This is a genomic window from Halorubrum sp. AJ67, from assembly GCF_000513435.1.
In genome coordinates this window covers 53,923-70,196 of record NZ_CBVY010000010.1, presented here as the reverse complement: position 1 = coordinate 70,196, position 16,274 = coordinate 53,923, and the positions used below count along the sequence as shown (strand labels likewise).

Here is a 16,274-nt window from a genome sequence, read left to right as displayed (position 1 = left end):
GAGGGAGTCGTTCGCCGGAGCAACGCGGAGGCGACCGACGAGGCTGGGGAGGCGCGAGGTGCGGGGCGGTGCGGGGCGGGACTCGAAGGGGCAGCCGCGAGGGCGAAGGCGCGCGACGTAAGCACCGCAGGAGCGAACGCAGTGAGCGACGAGGAGCGTGGTTCGAGAGAGCGAAGCTCTCTCGTCATCACGAAAGGCGCTTCGCGCCTTTCGAACGACAGCGAGCGCACCGAGTCCTCGCGGCTGGGGCTTCGGTGGTCTCCGCATCGAAAGTGGCTCGACCGTACCGCACAACGGGAATCCCGAAGCGTTCCGCTCACCCGTCTCCGATCGATTATACCACCTGCTCGCCGTCGTCGTCGTACACTTCGATCGCGTCGACGGGGCAGCTTCGGGCCGCGAACTTCGCGTCCAGTTCTTCGCCGTCTGGGACTTCGACGACGAACAGATCCGGCTCAGCCTCGGTACTGTCGGCGAGGTCCGCCTTCCCGTCGTTCAGGTTCTTCTCGAAGGCGTCCCACTCGGCGACGCACTGGAACATTCCGACGCAGGTGTCGCGGTCGAACTCGACGCGCATACTGTGGGTACGAACAGCGAGTACAAAGCCGTGGCGGGGTTCCCGCGCCCCGGTCGGAACCCCCGTTCCGTGACGGTTCCCGTACGTCGGGAGATCTCCCGGACGATGAGGGTATGTCACCTCCCGACCGTAGTGAAACCGCCCGCTGACGCCGACGCCCTCCGCCGTTCTCCGCCGGGCCGTTTTTAATCCGGACGCGCGTTTCCCCCGCATGGAACCGGACGGACACGCGCTCCGATCGGCGCTCTACAAGCGCGCGGACGTGTTTCGGAGCCTCGCCGACGCGCCCGCGAGCAAGCCGGAACTCGTCGATCGGCTGTCGAGTTCGCGGTCGACGGTCGACCGCGCAATCGCCGATCTGGAAGACGTCGACTGCGTCGAGTCGTGCGGCGGGACGTACTCTCTCACCGCGACGGGTCGGTTCGCACTCGCCGAACACGACCGCTACGCGGCCGCAACGCGGACGGTCGAGCGGGCGGCCCCGCTGTTGAACGAGCTCCCGGACGACGCGTCGCTTCCGTCGGCGTTCCTCACCGGGGCGACCGTGACCGTCGCGGACCCGCACGCGCCGTCCGAGGCGGCGACGGCGAGCAGCGAACTCCTCGAACGGGCGACGGCGATGCGGGGCTGCTCGACCGTGCTCAAGTCGGACGTGTTCATCCTGAACCGGGGCGCTCGATCGCGAAGGACTCAACGTGGAGGTGATCGCCGANCCGGAGGTGGTCGAGGCGCTCTCCGCGCTCTCTGACACGCCGGTCGCGTCGCTCGTCTCCCGCGACTCCTTCTCTCTGTACCGCAGCGCGGGTCCGCTCCCGTACGCGCTGTGGCTGATCGAGACCCCGGAGGGGGACCACGCGGGGATCACGTTCCGACAGACCGGAGACGCCACCGGGATGGTGGTGAACGACTCGCCGGCCGCGGTCGAATGGGCGGACGCGGAGCTGACGTCGCGCCGCGAGGCGGCCACTCCCATCGATCGCCCGGTTTAATTCGCTCGCGGTCGATACCACCGACGATGACCACCGTCTGGCTCGTCGACCGACAGTTCGACTCGAAGGGGCTTGTCCGGCTCACCTACGCCACCGAGGACGGCGAACGGATGCACACGAAGGAGTTGGCCGAACAGCGGCTCGTCACCGGCGACGGGATCACCGCCGGTCGCGAGGTCGAGGAGACCGCGCTCGGCGAGAGCCCGGCCGACGAGGTCGAACGGTTCACGACGGAGGCGTCGAAGATGGCCGCTGAACACGACCTCGACGACCGGGTCTGAACGCCTAAATCTGCCCGAATCCCCCACTCGGCCGCGCTACCGTCTCCGCGTAACCGAGTCCGTTAAGGGGGAACCGGCGGAACGTGTGGCTGAAATGCCCAGTGGAGAGTACGACCCCGACGCCGTCGAGCCGCGGTGGCAGCGGCGATGGGTCGACGAGGAGACGTACGCCTACCCCGACGAGGATCCGGTCGATCCGAACACGGTCTTCTCCATCGACACCCCGCCGCCGACGGTATCGGGGAGCCTCCACATGGGCCACCTGTACGGGTTTACCCTCCAGGACTTCGTCGCCCGCTTCGAGCGGATGAACGGCGGCGCGACCTTCTTCCCGTTCGGCTACGACGACAACGGGATCGCCTCCGAGCGCCTGACGGAGGACGAGCTCGACATCCGCCATCAGGAGTTCGAGCGCCGCGAGTTCCAGGCGAAGTGCCGCGAGGTGTGCGCCGACTACGAGGAGCAGTTCACCGAGAACGTCCAGTCGCTCGGCGTCTCCGTCGACTGGGACCACACCTACCAGACGATCGAGCCGCGCGTCCAGCGCGTCTCCCAGCTGTCGTTCGTCGACCTGTACGACCAGGGCCGCGAGTACCGCGAGAAGGCCCCGGCGATCTGGTGTCCCGAGTGCGAGACCGCCATCTCGCAGGTCGAGACCGAGGACGACGAGCAGGCCAGCCACTTCAACGACATCGCGTTCTCCGTCGCCGGAAGCGACGCGAGCGACGACCTCCCGGACGAGTTCGTCATCTCGACGACGCGCCCCGAACTCCTCCCGGCCTGCGTCGCCGTCTTCGTCCACCCGGACGACGACGAGAACCAGGACCTCGTCGGCGAGTCCGCCGAGGTCCCGCTGTTCGGCCACGAGGTGCCGATCATCGCCGACGAGCGCGTCGACACCGAGACCGGCTCCGGCATCGTGATGTGCTGTACGTTCGGCGACCAGAACGACATCGAATGGTATCAGGTCCACGACCTCGACCTCCGGGTCGCCATCGACGAGTCCGGCCACATGACGGAGGTCGCCGAGGAGTACGAGGGCCTCCACTCCTCGGAGGCCGGCGAGGCCATCGTCGAGGACCTCGACGAGGCGGGCGCGCTGTTGGACCGCCGCGACATCACCCACACGGTCAACGTCCACGAGCGCTGCGGGACGAGCGTCGAGTTCCTCGTCACCGAGCAGTGGTACGTCGAGATGCTCGACAAGACCGACGAGTACCTCGACGTCGGCCGGGAGATGGAGTGGTCGCCCGAGAAGATGTTCACCCGGTACGAACACTGGGTCGAGGGGCTCCAGTGGGACTGGCTCATCTCCCGCCAGCGCTCCTCCGGCATCCCGTTCCCGGTGTGGTACTGCGAGGACTGCGGCGAGGAGATCATCGCCGAGAAGACGGACCTCCCCGTCGACCCGCTCTCCGACGACCCGCCCGTCGACGCCTGTCCCGAGTGCGGGCACGACGGGTTCGAGCCCGAAGACGACGTGCTCGACACGTGGGCCACCTCCAGTCTCACGCCGCTCATCAACGCCGGCTGGGACTGGGACGAGGAGGCCGGGGAGTTCACGATGGAGCGCCCGGAGCTGTATCGGTTCGACCTCCGGCCGCAGGGTCACGACATCATCAGTTTCTGGCTGTTCCACACGCTCGTCAAGTGCTACGAGCACACCGGCGAGGTGCCGTTCGAGGAGACGATGATCAACGGGCACGTCTTGGACGAGAACCGCGAGAAGATGTCCAAGTCCGTCGGCAACGTCGTCGAACCCGAGACGGTCTTGGAGGAGTTCCCGGTCGACGCCACGCGCTACTGGGCGGCCGGGACCGCGGTCGGCGACGACTTCCCGTTCAAGGAGAAGGACCTCCGCGCGGGCGAGAAGCTGATCCGGAAGCTGTGGAACGCCTCGAAGCTCGTCGAGTCGCTCGCGCCGGAGCCGTTCCCGGCCGAGCCGGACGACGGCCTGCGCGAACTCGACCGCTGGCTGCTGGCCGAGCTCGACGCCGAGGTCGAGCGGCTCACCGACCTGCTCGAAGAGCGCGCGTTCTCGAAGGCCCGGGACGAACTCCGGAGCTTCTTCTGGAACACGTTCTGTGACGACTACCTCGAGATCGCGAAACAGCGCGACGACGACGCGGCGGCGTACACGCTCCGGACCGCACACCGCCGGTTCCTGAAGCTGTTCGCGCCGCTGCTCGCGCACGTCACGGAAGAACTGTGGCACGACATGTACGCCGATGCCGTGCCGGACGCCGCCGATGTCGACGGGATCCGCCTCGCGGACGGCGCGAGCGAGTCGGTCCACCTCGCCGACTGGCCCGAGCCGCTTAGTGTCGAGGCCGACCGCGACGCCGGAACCGCGGCGACCGCAGTCGTCGGCGCGCTCCGGAAGTACAAAAGCGAGAACCAGCTCCCGCTCACCGCCCCGCTCGACGCCGTCGAGGTGTACGCCGACGTCCGCGGGTTCGAGGACGACATCACCGGCGTCATGCACGTCGACGACCTCGCGGTCCACCCCGACGGCGACGCACCCGTCGAGACGGTCATCACCGGTATCGACCTCGATTACGCCACCGTCGGTCCGAAGTACGGCGATCAGGTCGGCGACATCGAGGCCGCGCTGGCGCAGGGTGACTACGAGATCGACGGCGACAAACTCCGCGTCGCGGGCGTCACGCTGGTCGACGACGAGTTCGCGGTCGAAGAAGAGCGACAGTATCAGGGCGAGGGCGAACTGCTTCAGGCGGACGACGTCGTCGTCATCGTCCGAAACGAGGCGTAGGTTTCCGCCGCCGACCCGTTTCTCTCACAGGTCCGTACCGACCGCGTCCTCGACCGACTCGAACCCGTCACGGTCGAGCAGCTCCAGAAGGTCCTCGTTGATGTCGCGCGCGAGTCCCGGCCCCTCGTAGACGAGTCCGGTGTACAGTTGGACCATCGAAGCGCCCGCTCGTATCTTCTCGTACGCGCCCGCGGCGTCGGAGACGCCGCCGACCCCGATCACCGGAACGTCGGTCCGCTCCGCGACGAACCGCACCCGCTCCGTCGCCAGCGACTCGATCGGCTTCCCCGAGAGCCCGCCCCGCTCGGCCCGGTTGTGGCTCCGGAGCGAGTCCGGGCGCGACGTCGTCGTGTTGGTCGCGATGACGCCGTCGAGGTCGAGGTCGTCGACGACCGCGAGCGCGTCCGCGACGGCCGGGTCAGGGAGATCGGGTGAGAGCTTCACGAGGAGCGGGTCGGCACCGGCGTCGTCGAGCGTTCCGAGGATGCGCTCTAAGGCGGCCCGGTTCTGGAGTTCACGGAGCCCCGGCGTGTTGGGGCTGGAGACGTTGACGACGAAGTAGTCGCCCGCGTCCGCGACGCGCTCGTACGTGTACAGGTAGTCGTCGGGGGCGTCGGCGAGGGGCGTCGACTTGGACTTCCCGATGTTGATCCCGACCGGCACGTCCGGGAGGGGGTTGCGGTCGAGACGCTCTCCGACCCTGTCCGCGCCCTCGTTGTTGAACCCCATCCGGTTGACGAGCGCTTCGTCCTCCGGGAGTCGAAACAGTCGCGGGCGTGGGTTCCCCGGCTGCCGTTCGGCGGTGACCCCACCGATCTCGACGTGTCCGAACCCGAGCGAGGCCAACGCCCGCGGCACCTCCGCGTTCTTGTCGAACCCGGCGGCGACGCCCACCGGATTCGAGAACGTCGACCCGAACGCGTCGACCGCGAGTCGCTCGTCGTCGACCGTGTACCGCTCGGCGAGCGCCGACCCGACCGGCGTCCCCTGAACGCCGCCGAGCAGTCGATGAATCAGTCCGTGTGCGGTCTCCGGTGGAAGCCGGAACAGTGCCGGTTTCAACAGGTCGTACGCGCCCATCGTCTGAGTCTCGTCACGAGCGACAATCAATCCGCCGACCGCAACCGACGCCGCCGCTGGGACGGATCTTCGAGACGTAGTACCGCGCTCGGCGTCAGAAGTCGTGTTCGAGCTGGTCCGGATTCGCGTCCGCCTTCTGGATGATTATCTTGCCGTCTCGGACTCGGACGAACACCTCGTCACCGATATCCATGCCGGCGACGGCGAGCTCGTCCTCGTGGAGGTTCACGTGGACGTTGTGGTACTCCCCCTCGTCGTCTTTCGCGCCACTGGGGCTGAGCTTCTTTTTACGGACCATCGCGGGTGTGCTTGTCGCACTTCGCAATAGCAGACACATAAGTGTTGTTTACCCGATTTTCCCTCGCTCGCGTCTCCGCGCGCCGCAGCGTTCGAGGGAACTTGGACGGGATCCGAACGCCGTCGCGCCCGTCTCCGTCCGGAAACCGCAACCAGTGCCCGGTATAATATATAAATGTTGTGCCGCACAGCTTTCATTTTCCCGATATATTTATTACACACTGTGTGCTGGTGTCTCATGGAGGCAAAACCATGGTACGTGAAGACGGTAAGCGAAACTTTGCCCTTCGAGAGGAAGACGGATCGGAACCGAGCGAGTTCTCGGGAAACATGCCGCGTCAGGCGGCACTCAAGGCCGCTCGAACGCTGGACCCGGCACCCTCTGAGGATGAGGCGGAGCGAACGACGCTTCGCCTCCGCGAGAAGGGGACCCGAAAGGTCCACGAGTACGAGGGATGGGCCTGGAAGGACAGCGCCCCGGAGGTCGACGAGGCGGAGGAGGACTTCTGGCTCAACGACCTCGACGACATCACCAAGGCCAACGTCTCGAAGCAAGGCATCGAGTACCTCGACGAGGAGTAGTCCTCTCCGGGCGCGTTGATTCCGATCTCTCCTTTTAGCCGTGGGTCGGACGGACCCGGATCGACGCGGAGACGCTATCTCGGACCGTGGCCCCCGCGTCGATCCGAGCCGGTCAGTCGTCTCTCCCGTCTCGGCATGAAACCGCATGACGTGGCGCAGATGGTTCGACGGGGTTAAGTACAACCCCGGCATTTGAAGAAATGCGAAGAACGCATCGCGGACTCGGGCCGTTCAACTCGGCCCGGTTTCGCTTGGACCTGATGTGGTTCGATGGGTTTATGACCTGTCGGACGATACGTTCAGGTCCGCGAGAGATGAGGATCGCGCCCCCTGCGCTCCGGCGTAAGCGGCGATCTGATGTGAGCCGTGGTCGTTCGGTGCCATCCAAGCCGCTGGCTGGAACCGGACACCACACAGACCAATGCAATGGTGTGTCAACTCTCGTCTCCAACGAGATTGACACCCGCCAACACCCCCTTCGAGCCGGGAATCAGGCTCGAAGGATACTCATTCCGGTTGATCCTGCCGGAGGCCATTGCTATTGGGATCCGATTTAGCCATGCTAGTCGTACGAGTTCATACTCGTGGCGAATAGCTCAGTAACACGTGGCCAAACTACCCTTCGGAGTACAATACCCTCGGGAAACTGAGGCTAATAGTACATACCATACCACCACTGGAATGAGTGGTATGCCAAACGCTCCGGCGCCGAAGGATGTGGCTGCGGCCGATTAGGTAGACGGTGGGGTAACGGCCCACCGTGCCAATAATCGGTATGGGTCATGAGAGTGAGAACCCAGAGACGGAATCTGAGACAAGATTCCGGGCCCTACGGGGCGCAGCAGGCGCGAAACCTTTACACTGCACGACAGTGCGATAGGGGGATCCCAAGTGCACAGGCATAGCGCCTGTGCTTTTCGGTACCCTAAGGCGGTACCAGAATAAGGGCTGGGCAAGACCGGTGCCAGCCGCCGCGGTAATACCGGCAGCCCAAGTGATGGCCGATCTTATTGGGCCTAAAGCGTCCGTAGCTGGCCACGCAAGTCCATCGGGAAATCCACCTGCCCAACAGGTGGACGCCCGGTAGAAACTGCGTGGCTTGGGACCGGAAGGCGCGACGGGTACGTCCGGGGTAGGAGTGAAATCCCGTAATCCTGGACGGACCGCCGATGGCGAAAGCACGTCGCGAGAACGGATCCGACAGTGAGGGACGAAAGCCAGGGTCTCGAACCGGATTAGATACCCGGGTAGTCCTGGCCGTAAACAATGTCTGCTAGGTGTGGCTCCCACTACGAGTGGGTGCTGTGCCGCAGGGAAGCCGCTAAGCAGACCGCCTGGGAAGTACGTCCGCAAGGATGAAACTTAAAGGAATTGGCGGGGGAGCACTACAACCGGAGGAGCCTGCGGTTTAATTGGACTCAACGCCGGACATCTCACCAGCATCGACTGTACTAATGACGACCAGGTTGATGACCTTATCCGAGGTTCAGAGAGGAGGTGCATGGCCGCCGTCAGCTCGTACCGTGAGGCGTCCTGTTAAGTCAGGCAACGAGCGAGACCCGCATCCTTACTTGCCAGCAGTACCGCGAGGTAGCTGGGGACAGTAGGAGGACCGCCGTGGCTAACACGGAGGAAGGAACGGGCAACGGTAGGTCAGTATGCCCCGAATGTGCTGGGCAACACGCGGGCTACAATGGTCGAGACAAAGGGTTCCAACTCCGAAAGGAGACGGTAATCTCAGAAACTCGATCGTAGTTCGGATTGTGGGCTGCAACTCGCCCACATGAAGCTGGATTCGGTAGTAATCGCGTGTCACAAGCGCGCGGTGAATACGTCCCTGCTCCTTGCCAACACACCGCCCGTCAAAGCACCCGAGTGAGGTCCGGATGAGGCGTGCCACGCACGTCGAATCTGGGCTTCGCAAGGGGGCTTAAGTCGTAACAAGGTAGCCGTAGGGGAATCTGCGGCTGGATCACCTCCACCGACCCGAGACCTCCCACACGGGAGGCTCACCTTACGACCGTTCACCAGAACGGTCACTACTCATTCGCACTAGTCTGTGTACGTCCGTCCACCCACCGGCTTGGACACCCTAGAACGACCACGGCCCACACAACACGCGAGACAGACCTTCCCCACAGGGAAGGTGGGCTCATAGCTCAGCGGTAGAGTGCCTCCCTTGCAAGGAGGATGCCCTGGGTTCGAATCCCAGTGAGTCCATGTCCGTTCAGTCCAAATCCGTCCCCTTAAGTGGGAGACGCGACTCGGATTGAACACGACGACCGATGCACCATCCCGGGAAACCGCGGATGGGAAGGGTTCGACGAACGCCCCGCACACACCCGGGGCGATTCGATGACAACCGTGTATACGTGCGATCCAGACGTCCACTGAACTCATCCGAGTTCGTGGAACGTCAGTGAACCATATACAGTCGGAATACTCTGACGAGTATTTCTGACACCGTCAGCACTCTCTTCTGAGAGTTGGCTGACACACTACTGGCTACTGTGCCAGCTGGTGAATGGCTCGGCTCGAGAGCCGACGACGGACGTGCCAAGCTGCGAAAAGCTCGTGGGACCCGCATGGAGGGAAAGAACACGAGATCTCCCAATCGGAATCCGTTCAACAATTGCCACGCGCAATAGGGAACGCCCTGAATTGAAACATCTCAGTAAGGGCAGGAAAAGAACGCAAACGCGATGTCGTCAGTAACCGCGAGTAAACGCGACACAGCCCAAACCGAAGGTCCTTCGGACCAATGTGGTGTTCGGGTTGACAACCAAATCTCGACAACTCATCTGAAGTCTCCTGGAACGGAGCGTGAAACAGGGTGACAACCCCGTAAGATGAGTCAGTACGGATGGCGTCAAATCCAGAGTAGCAGGGGTCGGATATCCTCTGTGAACACCTCAGGCATCCCCTGAGAAGGCTAAACACTCCTCGAGACCGATAGCGAACAAGTAGCGTGAGCGAACGCTGAAAAGCACCCCGAAAAGGGCGGTGCAATAGGGCCTGAAATCAGCTGGCGATCGAGCGATAGGGCGTACAAGGCGTCTCTCAAAACGACCGAGAAGCGATTCTCTAGTAGGAAGAGAGACGAGCCGGCGTCGTGTCGTGCGTTTTGAAAAACGACCCAGGGAGTGCACTTGATTGGCGAGTCTAACCCGTGAACCGGGGAAGGCGCAGGGAAACCGATACGGCCGCAGCACATTCGTGCGAGGGCCACCGTGTTCAAGCGCGGGGAGTCAATTGGGTGCGACCCGAAACCAGGCGATCTACGCGCGAGCAAGGTGAAGCGTGGCGAAAGCCACGTGGAGGCCTGTTAGAGTTGGTGTTCTACAATACCCTCTCGTGACTCGTGTGTAGGGGTGAAAGGCCCATCGAGCCTGGCAACAGCTGGTTCCAACCGAAACATGTCGAAGCATGACCTCTTCCGAGGTAGCCCGCGGGGTAGAGCTACCGATTGGATGACCCGCCTCCGAGAGGAGTCGGCCATCCTGTCGAACTCCAAACCCGCAGGCGCTGTAGACGAAGGGAGTCCGGTGCGCGGGGTAAGCCTGTGTACCGTGAGGGGAACAACCCAGAGCCGGGTTAAGGTCCCAAAGTGTAGATTAAGTGCGATTCGAAGGTGGTCTCAAGCCCTAAACAGCCGGGAGGTGAGCTTAGAAGCAGCTACCCGCTAAGAAAAGCGTAACAGCTTACCGGCCGAGGTTTGAGGCGCCCAAAATGATCGGGGCTCAAATCTACCACCGAGACCTGGCCGTGCCTGTCACAAGGCAACCGTGTAGGTTGGCGTACTGGTCGGACGGAAGCCCGGGCGAGAGCTCGTGTGGACCGTCCAGTAACGACAATCCTGGTCACAGTAGCAGCGATAGTCGGGTGAGACCCTCGACGGCCTGAAGAGCAAGGGTTCCTCGGCACTGCCGTTCAGCCGAGGGTTAGCCGGTCCTAAGGTGTACCACAACTTGACTACACCGACGGGAAGCTGGTTAATATTCCAGCGCCGCTATGCAGTAAACGCCGACGCCGTGTGGAACGCTGAGCCGGGCACTCGCCCGGTCGAATCGTGGAAACTCGTGGAAACCGTCACGGTACGAAGCGAGCGAAACGCGAAACAGCGAAAGTCAGCCGTACATAGGGCCCGTGAAAAGGCAAGCATAGTGTCCGTACCGAGATCCGACACAGGTGCTCTGCCAGCGCAAGGCAAGGCCTGTCGGGAGAACCGACGTTAGGGAATTCGGCAAGTTAGTCCCGTACCTTCGGAAGAAGGGATGCCTGCCTCCGACGAGGCAGGTCGCAGTGACTCGGGCGCTCCGACTGTCTAGTAACAACACAGGTGACCGCAAATCCGTAAGGACTCGTACGGTCACTGAATCCTGCCCAGTGCGGGTATCTGAACACCTCGTACAAGAGGACGAAGGACCCGTCAACGGCGGGGGTAACTATGACCCTCTTAAGGTAGCGTAGTACCTTGCCGCTTCAGTAGCGGCTTGCATGAATGGATAAACGAGAGCGCCACTGTCCCAACGTTGGACCCGGTGAACTGTACGTTCCAGTGCGGAGTCTGGAGACCCCCAAGGGGAAGCGAAGACCCTATAGAGCTTTACTGCAGGCTGTCGCTGAGACGTGGTCGCCGATGTGCAGCATAGGTAGGAGACGCTACACAGGTACGTGCGCTAGCACGCCACCGAGTCAACATTGAAATACTACCCGTCGGTGACTGCGACTCTCACTCCGGGAGGAGTACACCGGTAGCCGGGCAGTTTGACTGGGGCGGTACGCGCTCGAAAAGATATCGAGCGCGCCCGAAGATCATCTCAGCCGGGTCGGGAATCCGGCGAAGAGCGCAAGAGCACAAGATGGTCTGACAGTGTTCTTCCCAACGAGGAACGCTGACGCGAAAGCGTGGTCTAGCGAACCTACGAGGTTCCGGAATGGGACCCGTAGATGACAGAAAAGCTACCTTAGGGATAACAGAGTCGTCACTCGCAAGAGCACATATCGACCGAGTGGCTTGCTACCTCGATGTCGGTTCCCTCCATCCTGCCCGTGCAGAAGCGGGCAAGGGTGAGGTTGTTCGCCTATTAAAGGAGGTCGTGAGCTGGGTTTAGACCGTCGTGAGACAGGTCGGCTGCTATCTATTGGGGGTGTGAGGTACCTGACGTGAACGAACGTATAGTACGAGAGGAACTACGTTTGGTCGCCACTGGTGTAATCGGTTGTCCGGAAGGGCAGCTGCCGAGTAGCCACGCGACACGGGGTAAGAGCTGAACGCATCTAAGCTCGAAACCCACATGGAAAAGAGGTACCACAGAGGTCACTCGTAGAAGACGAGTTCGATAGACTCGGGGTGTACGCACCGAGGCAACGAGGTGTTAAGCCCACGAGAACTAACAGACCGAGCCACATTCATTGGCGCTGACGCGCCACGACTCGCATGAGTTCAGGCGGTACCTGGATCGCACGATATACACGGTTGATACCGAACCACGACCGACACAGGCGTCTCTTAACGTCTCGACGGACAGAGAGAGTCTCGGTTCGAATCCGAGAGTCGGCATGAAGGCGGCCAGAGCGGTGGGGAGACACCCGTACCCATTCCGAACACGGAAGTTAAGCCCACCAGCGTATCGTGAAGTACTGGAGTGAGCGATCCTCTGGAAACCACGAGTCGCCGCCTCCCCATTCATACGAGAGCATTCTGCTCTCACCTACCAGCCCACGGGCACACTGCCCGTGGGCTGTTTTCATGTGTTGCGAGCCCGCGCCTCGCGGTTTCGCACGCGACCGCTAAGCTTAAACGCTCGACAGCGGTACGTCCGACTGGTGCCAAGGTGGCAGAGTTCGGTCAGACGCAGCGGCCTGCAGAGCCGCCCAACGCCGGTTCAAATCCGGCCCTTGGCTTTTTCTTATCGTTCGAGGCGGGACGCCGGATCCTGCTCGCGAACTGACCCGCTTAGTAACCGTTAAACACCGGGTGACCCATGCGTGAACTATGCAACGACGCGCTGTGGCCGTGTTCGTCGCGCTCTTCCTCGCCGTTGCGGGCGTGGCGGGCGCGCTGACCGCGACGGCCGATAGTCCGGAAATAGCGTTTGAGAGCCCGGAGGTAGACGCCGCTAACGGTGACACCGTCCAGATCGGTGGCGAGTCGTACACCGTGGGTATTTCCGAGAGCGAGGAGGGCGGTGGTGGCCACGGCGGTGCGGCGACGACGGTGGTCACGGGCACGCTCGAACGCGAATTCACGGCGGAGACGTCGGAGACGTGGACGAACGGCTCGACGGTGTCGATCGACGACCGCGAGTGGCGGGTCGAGATAACCGGGGAGAGCCCCTCCGAGTTCACGCTCGTCGAGGTGCTCGACCGGCAGGCGATCCTCGAAGCCGACGATTCGGCCGACAACCAGACGGTCACCTCCGACGCCGGTGAGGAGTTCGTCTTGGTGACCGACGAGTCCGGTGAGACCACGTCGGTCCCGGCCGACGAGTACTTCCCCGAGCCCGAGGAGCGATCGTATGCGTCTGGAGACACGCTCCAGTACAACGGGAACACGGTCACCGTCGACGACGTGACGGCCGATGGGGCCGTCGTCGTGTGGGAGACCACCCAGACGGAGACGATCGAGATCGAACAGCACTCGACGGTGACCGTCGGTGACACGGAGTACGTCGCTCACTTCCCCGACGCGTCGACGCTTCAGATGACGACGGATATCGAGGCGTACGAGTCACAGGCGTCCGAGATCGAACAGTTCAACCAGTACAACAGCGGTCTATCGCGCGTGCTCATCCTCTCGATTCTGTCGTCGATCATGCTCGCCGGGATGGCGTTCATCCCCTCGCGGTACTGATCGCCGACCCGGTGCGCTCGGATTTCCGCCGGCGGTCGCAACTCTCCGGGACGGTACCCGGACGCAATGCCTCGGTATTGGCGGGAACGGCGGCCGCACTGCGTCCGTTACGCCGGTCCCGTCACTACCGCGGTCATCGGGTCTTGTGGCGTCGACGGTACCGTCTCGGATGTCGCGCTCGGCCGTTCGTTCGTCGACCGGACGCTCGGCGCTTCGCTGCCCGCCTCGCGTGGTGATCGCGTTCGTTCACACATGACTACACAGATCAAAGATCCCGTTCACGGGTACATCGAACTCGCCGACCCGCTCGTCGATCGCGTGATCGACACGTCGGCGTTCCAGCGGCTTCGGCACGTCAAACAGCTCTCGGCGACGCATCTCGTCTATCCGGCCGCCAATCACACGCGGTTCGAACACAGCCTCGGGGTCTATCACCTCGGCCGTCGCGTCTTCGAGAACCTCCGCGAGGAGCCGTACTTCACCCGGGAGACCTCGCCGGAGACGGTAGACGAGATACAGTCGACGTTGGAGTGTGCGTGTCTGCTTCACGATGTCGGCCATCCGCCCTTCTCGCACGTCTGCGAGCGCTTCTTTGACCCGGCGGAGCTGCGGGACCGGCTCGCCGAAGAGGGGTTCGTCGCGTCGCTTCGGGAGGCCGGACTCGGCGACGCCCCGGTTCGGGAGGCGAGCCCGCACGAACTCGTGAGCTGTCTGTTGATACTCGATCGCTTCGCGGACGCGCTGCGGTCGCTGTCGGTCGATCCGGAGGAGGTGTGTGCGTACGTCTTGGGGTACAGCCTGGTGTACGAACGCGGGGGACCGTGGCAGCACGGGCTGGGCGCACAACTGCTCCACTCTCCGGTTGATGTCGATCGGCTCGATTACATTTCCCGGGACAACTGGATGACCGGCGCGAACGTGTTGAACTTCGACACCGACCGCATGGTCGACGCTTACACCGCACACCCCGACGAGGGGCTGGCGCTCTCCGAGAAGGCGCTCTCGACGCTCGGCAACTACCTCGAAGGCCGGATCGCGCTGTACATGTGGGTGACCCAACACCACAAGTCGGTGTACGCGAACGCGCTCCTCCGCGACCTTACGGAACGGGCGGCCGCGCTGACGGGCGACCCGCCGGTGACGATAGACGGGGTGATCGAAGACGAGATCGACGACAACACCGTCGCCGAGCGGCTGCGCCGACTCGCGCGCGACCGGCCCGAGACCACGTTCGCGACGCTGTACGACCGGTATCGCGCCCGGCGGTTCCCGACGACCTGCTGGAAACACCGGATCGCCTACGCGGACCGGGTCGATGTCGACCGCGAGGCGTTCGGCGAGTGGCTCGTCTCCGGCGACGACCGCCTCGAACGTGCGCTCGCCGACGAGCTGGGCGTCCCGGCTCACGACGTGTGGATCGAACGCTCGTACGTTCCCGAGTACGAGCCCTCGGAGCTGGCCGACATCCCGATAGCCTACGGCGGGACGACGCGCTCGGCCGGCGACTGGGGACTGTACGGCGAGCGCACGTTCGATAGCCCCATTCCGTTCGTCTACGTACCGGACGGGGAGCGCAAGCGCGCGACGCGGTGGCTCGTCGATCGGTTCCGGGCGGAGTACGGGGGCTGACCCGCATCCCTCGGTCCGTGACGATCCCGGTCTGACCGTTCCGCTCTGACGCCTATTCGCCGTCGCTGCCCCCGACGGAGGGACCGACAGGGAGCGACACCGATCGGCCGCAGCGGCCGACGGCGACGCCGAGCGCGAACGCGACGACACCGGTGAGCGCGATCCACAGCGTGTCCGGGTGTTCCGTGCCGGAGTGTAACAACAGGCCGGCGATCGATATGAGTTCCATGCTTTCGGTCGACTCCTGTCCCGCTAAACCCCGTCGGTACGGAGGCCGCCAACCCTTGACCGCTGCCCGACTCGGGGACCGATAACACCGGTGTTAGCCGGTCACGGTCCCGTCCCTCTCGTTTTTATACGGCTCGGCCGCCTTCGGATCGGTATGAGCGACGAGAACCCGGCTCCGGTCACGTCGGAGCGTCCGGACGCACCGTTCCACACCAGCGGCACCGACCACATCACGGTCTGGGGGAGCAACGAGGAGGACACCCTCGCCTTCTACCGCGACCTGCTCGGGATGCCGCTCGTGTTGCGGCAGCCGAACCTCGACGACCCCTCGCAGACGCACCTCTTCTTCGACACCGGCGACGACCGGATCCTCACCGTGTTCGTGAGCGACGAGCGCGCGTCCGCCCGTGGGCAGCGTGTCAACACCGGCGCGGTCCACCACCTGTGTTTCAGCGTCGAACCCGACGAGTACGAGGAGATCATGGCGTCCCTCGAAGAGGCGGGCAAGGGGTACAACGTGTTCGACCGCGGCATCTTCCACTCCATTTACACGCAGGACAACAACGGCCTCGTCATCGAGCTGTCGGCGGACAAATACGAGATTCCCGACGGGCGCAAAGGCGAGGTGCTCGCGACCGCCCAGCGCCTCCGCGAGGAGGACGGGGCCGACTTCGCGCAGGACCGACACATGGAGGGGGCCCTCGAAGAGCTGGGTATCCCGGTGAACAAACACGACCTGCCCGACGCCGACGCCGGCGTCGGGGTCTGAGATGGCCGGCCGCTCTCCCGGGCACGACGGCGACGACCCGCACGGCGACGAGCCGCTGGTCACCGCCGGGACAACCCTCGACGACGCCGACGCCGCGCTCGTGCTCGTCCACGGTCGCGGCGCGACCGCCCGTAGCGTCGTCGATCTGGGCTGAACAGCTGGCCGACGACCGCGACCTCGCAATTCTCGCGCCCGCGGCCGCCGGGAACACCT

Annotated in this window: 10 protein-coding genes, 2 tRNA genes, 3 rRNA genes and 1 pseudogene; 12 read left to right on the top strand and 4 right to left on the bottom strand. The window is 63.7% G+C overall.

Going from position 1 to position 16,274, the window contains the following annotated elements:
• Window positions 1-334: 334 nt before the first annotated feature.
• A complete protein-coding gene (locus BN903_RS09730; protein WP_048077546.1) occupies window positions 335-577 on the bottom strand; it encodes a ferredoxin in 243 nt (80 codons plus the stop codon).
• Between the two features lie 1,015 nt (window positions 578-1,592).
• On the opposite strand from BN903_RS09730, the gene BN903_RS09720 reads away from it, so the two are divergent.
• Both BN903_RS09720 and BN903_RS09715 read left to right on the top strand, forming a co-directional pair.
• Entirely contained in the window at window positions 1,593-1,847 is a 255-nt protein-coding gene (locus BN903_RS09720; RefSeq protein ID WP_048077545.1) for a hypothetical protein, read from the top strand.
• 94 nt (window positions 1,848-1,941) lie between these two features.
• Window positions 1,942-4,620 (top strand): valine--tRNA ligase, encoded by a 2,679-nt coding sequence (locus BN903_RS09715; RefSeq protein WP_048077544.1) that lies wholly within the window; start codon window positions 1,942-1,944, stop codon window positions 4,618-4,620.
• 24 nt (window positions 4,621-4,644) lie between these two features.
• On the opposite strand, the gene BN903_RS09710 is transcribed toward BN903_RS09715, so the two are convergent.
• Window positions 4,645-5,700: a quinone-dependent dihydroorotate dehydrogenase gene (locus tag BN903_RS09710; RefSeq protein ID WP_048077543.1), complete on the bottom strand. Its 1,056-nt coding sequence runs from the start codon at window positions 5,698-5,700 to the stop codon at window positions 4,645-4,647.
• 94 nt (window positions 5,701-5,794) lie between these two features.
• Window positions 5,795-5,998 (bottom strand): hypothetical protein, encoded by a 204-nt coding sequence (locus BN903_RS09705; RefSeq protein ID WP_006629199.1) that lies wholly within the window; start codon window positions 5,996-5,998, stop codon window positions 5,795-5,797.
• A gap of 251 nt (window positions 5,999-6,249) precedes the next feature.
• Here BN903_RS09705 and BN903_RS09700 point away from each other — a divergent pair, with 251 nt between their 5' ends.
• The 8 genes from BN903_RS09700 (at window position 6,250) to BN903_RS09665 (ending at window position 15,064) form a co-directional block, all read left to right on the top strand.
• Entirely contained in the window at window positions 6,250-6,579 is a 330-nt protein-coding gene (locus BN903_RS09700; RefSeq protein ID WP_048077542.1) for a non-histone chromosomal MC1 family protein, read from the top strand.
• A 509-nt stretch (window positions 6,580-7,088) separates the two neighbouring features.
• Window positions 7,089-8,560: ribosomal RNA gene (locus tag BN903_RS09695) — 16S ribosomal RNA — on the top strand.
• A 167-nt stretch (window positions 8,561-8,727) separates the two neighbouring features.
• Window positions 8,728-8,799 (top strand) — tRNA-Ala (locus BN903_RS09690).
• Window positions 8,800-9,075: 276 nt separating this feature from the next.
• Window positions 9,076-11,996, top strand: a 23S ribosomal RNA gene (locus BN903_RS09685).
• Between the two features lie 147 nt (window positions 11,997-12,143).
• Window positions 12,144-12,265: ribosomal RNA gene (gene rrf, locus BN903_RS09680) — 5S ribosomal RNA — on the top strand.
• Together the 16S, 23S and 5S rRNA genes with 2 tRNA genes alongside form the textbook arrangement of a ribosomal RNA operon.
• A 145-nt stretch (window positions 12,266-12,410) precedes the next feature.
• Window positions 12,411-12,486 (top strand) — tRNA-Cys (locus BN903_RS09675).
• A gap of 106 nt (window positions 12,487-12,592) precedes the next feature.
• Complete coding sequence (locus BN903_RS09670; RefSeq protein WP_048077592.1) at window positions 12,593-13,435, top strand: hypothetical protein; 843 nt, start codon at window positions 12,593-12,595, stop codon at window positions 13,433-13,435.
• 252 nt (window positions 13,436-13,687) lie between these two features.
• Window positions 13,688-15,064, top strand: a complete 1,377-nt coding sequence (locus BN903_RS09665; RefSeq protein ID WP_048077541.1) for an HD domain-containing protein — start codon at window positions 13,688-13,690, stop codon at window positions 15,062-15,064.
• 52 nt (window positions 15,065-15,116) lie between these two features.
• Here the strand turns inward: BN903_RS09665 and BN903_RS17460 are convergent, their stop codons facing one another.
• Complete coding sequence (locus tag BN903_RS17460; protein WP_195155774.1) at window positions 15,117-15,293, bottom strand: hypothetical protein; 177 nt, start codon at window positions 15,291-15,293, stop codon at window positions 15,117-15,119.
• A gap of 153 nt (window positions 15,294-15,446) precedes the next feature.
• On the opposite strand from BN903_RS17460, the gene BN903_RS09660 reads away from it, so the two are divergent.
• Together BN903_RS09660 and BN903_RS15895 are read left to right on the top strand one after the other, a co-directional pair.
• Entirely contained in the window at window positions 15,447-16,061 is a 615-nt protein-coding gene (locus BN903_RS09660) for a VOC family protein (protein ID WP_048077540.1), read from the top strand.
• 1 nt (window position 16,062) lies between these two features.
• A pseudogene (locus tag BN903_RS15895) lies at window positions 16,063-16,274 on the top strand (phospholipase); the annotation flags it as partial.

Coding starts and splice junctions, on each gene's coding strand:
- BN903_RS09730 (WP_048077546.1), bottom strand. CDS start 577: ATGCGCGTCGAGTTCGACCGCGACACCTGCGTCGGAATGTTCCAGTGC.
- BN903_RS09720 (WP_048077545.1), top strand. CDS start 1,593: ATGACCACCGTCTGGCTCGTCGACCGACAGTTCGACTCGAAGGGGCTT.
- BN903_RS09715 (WP_048077544.1), top strand. CDS start 1,942: ATGCCCAGTGGAGAGTACGACCCCGACGCCGTCGAGCCGCGGTGGCAG.
- BN903_RS09710 (WP_048077543.1), bottom strand. CDS start 5,700: ATGGGCGCGTACGACCTGTTGAAACCGGCACTGTTCCGGCTTCCACCG.
- BN903_RS09705 (WP_006629199.1), bottom strand. CDS start 5,998: ATGGTCCGTAAAAAGAAGCTCAGCCCCAGTGGCGCGAAAGACGACGAG.
- BN903_RS09700 (WP_048077542.1), top strand. CDS start 6,250: ATGGTACGTGAAGACGGTAAGCGAAACTTTGCCCTTCGAGAGGAAGAC.
- BN903_RS09665 (WP_048077541.1), top strand. CDS start 13,688: ATGACTACACAGATCAAAGATCCCGTTCACGGGTACATCGAACTCGCC.
- BN903_RS17460 (WP_195155774.1), bottom strand. CDS start 15,293: ATGGAACTCATATCGATCGCCGGCCTGTTGTTACACTCCGGCACGGAA.
- BN903_RS09660 (WP_048077540.1), top strand. CDS start 15,447: ATGAGCGACGAGAACCCGGCTCCGGTCACGTCGGAGCGTCCGGACGCA.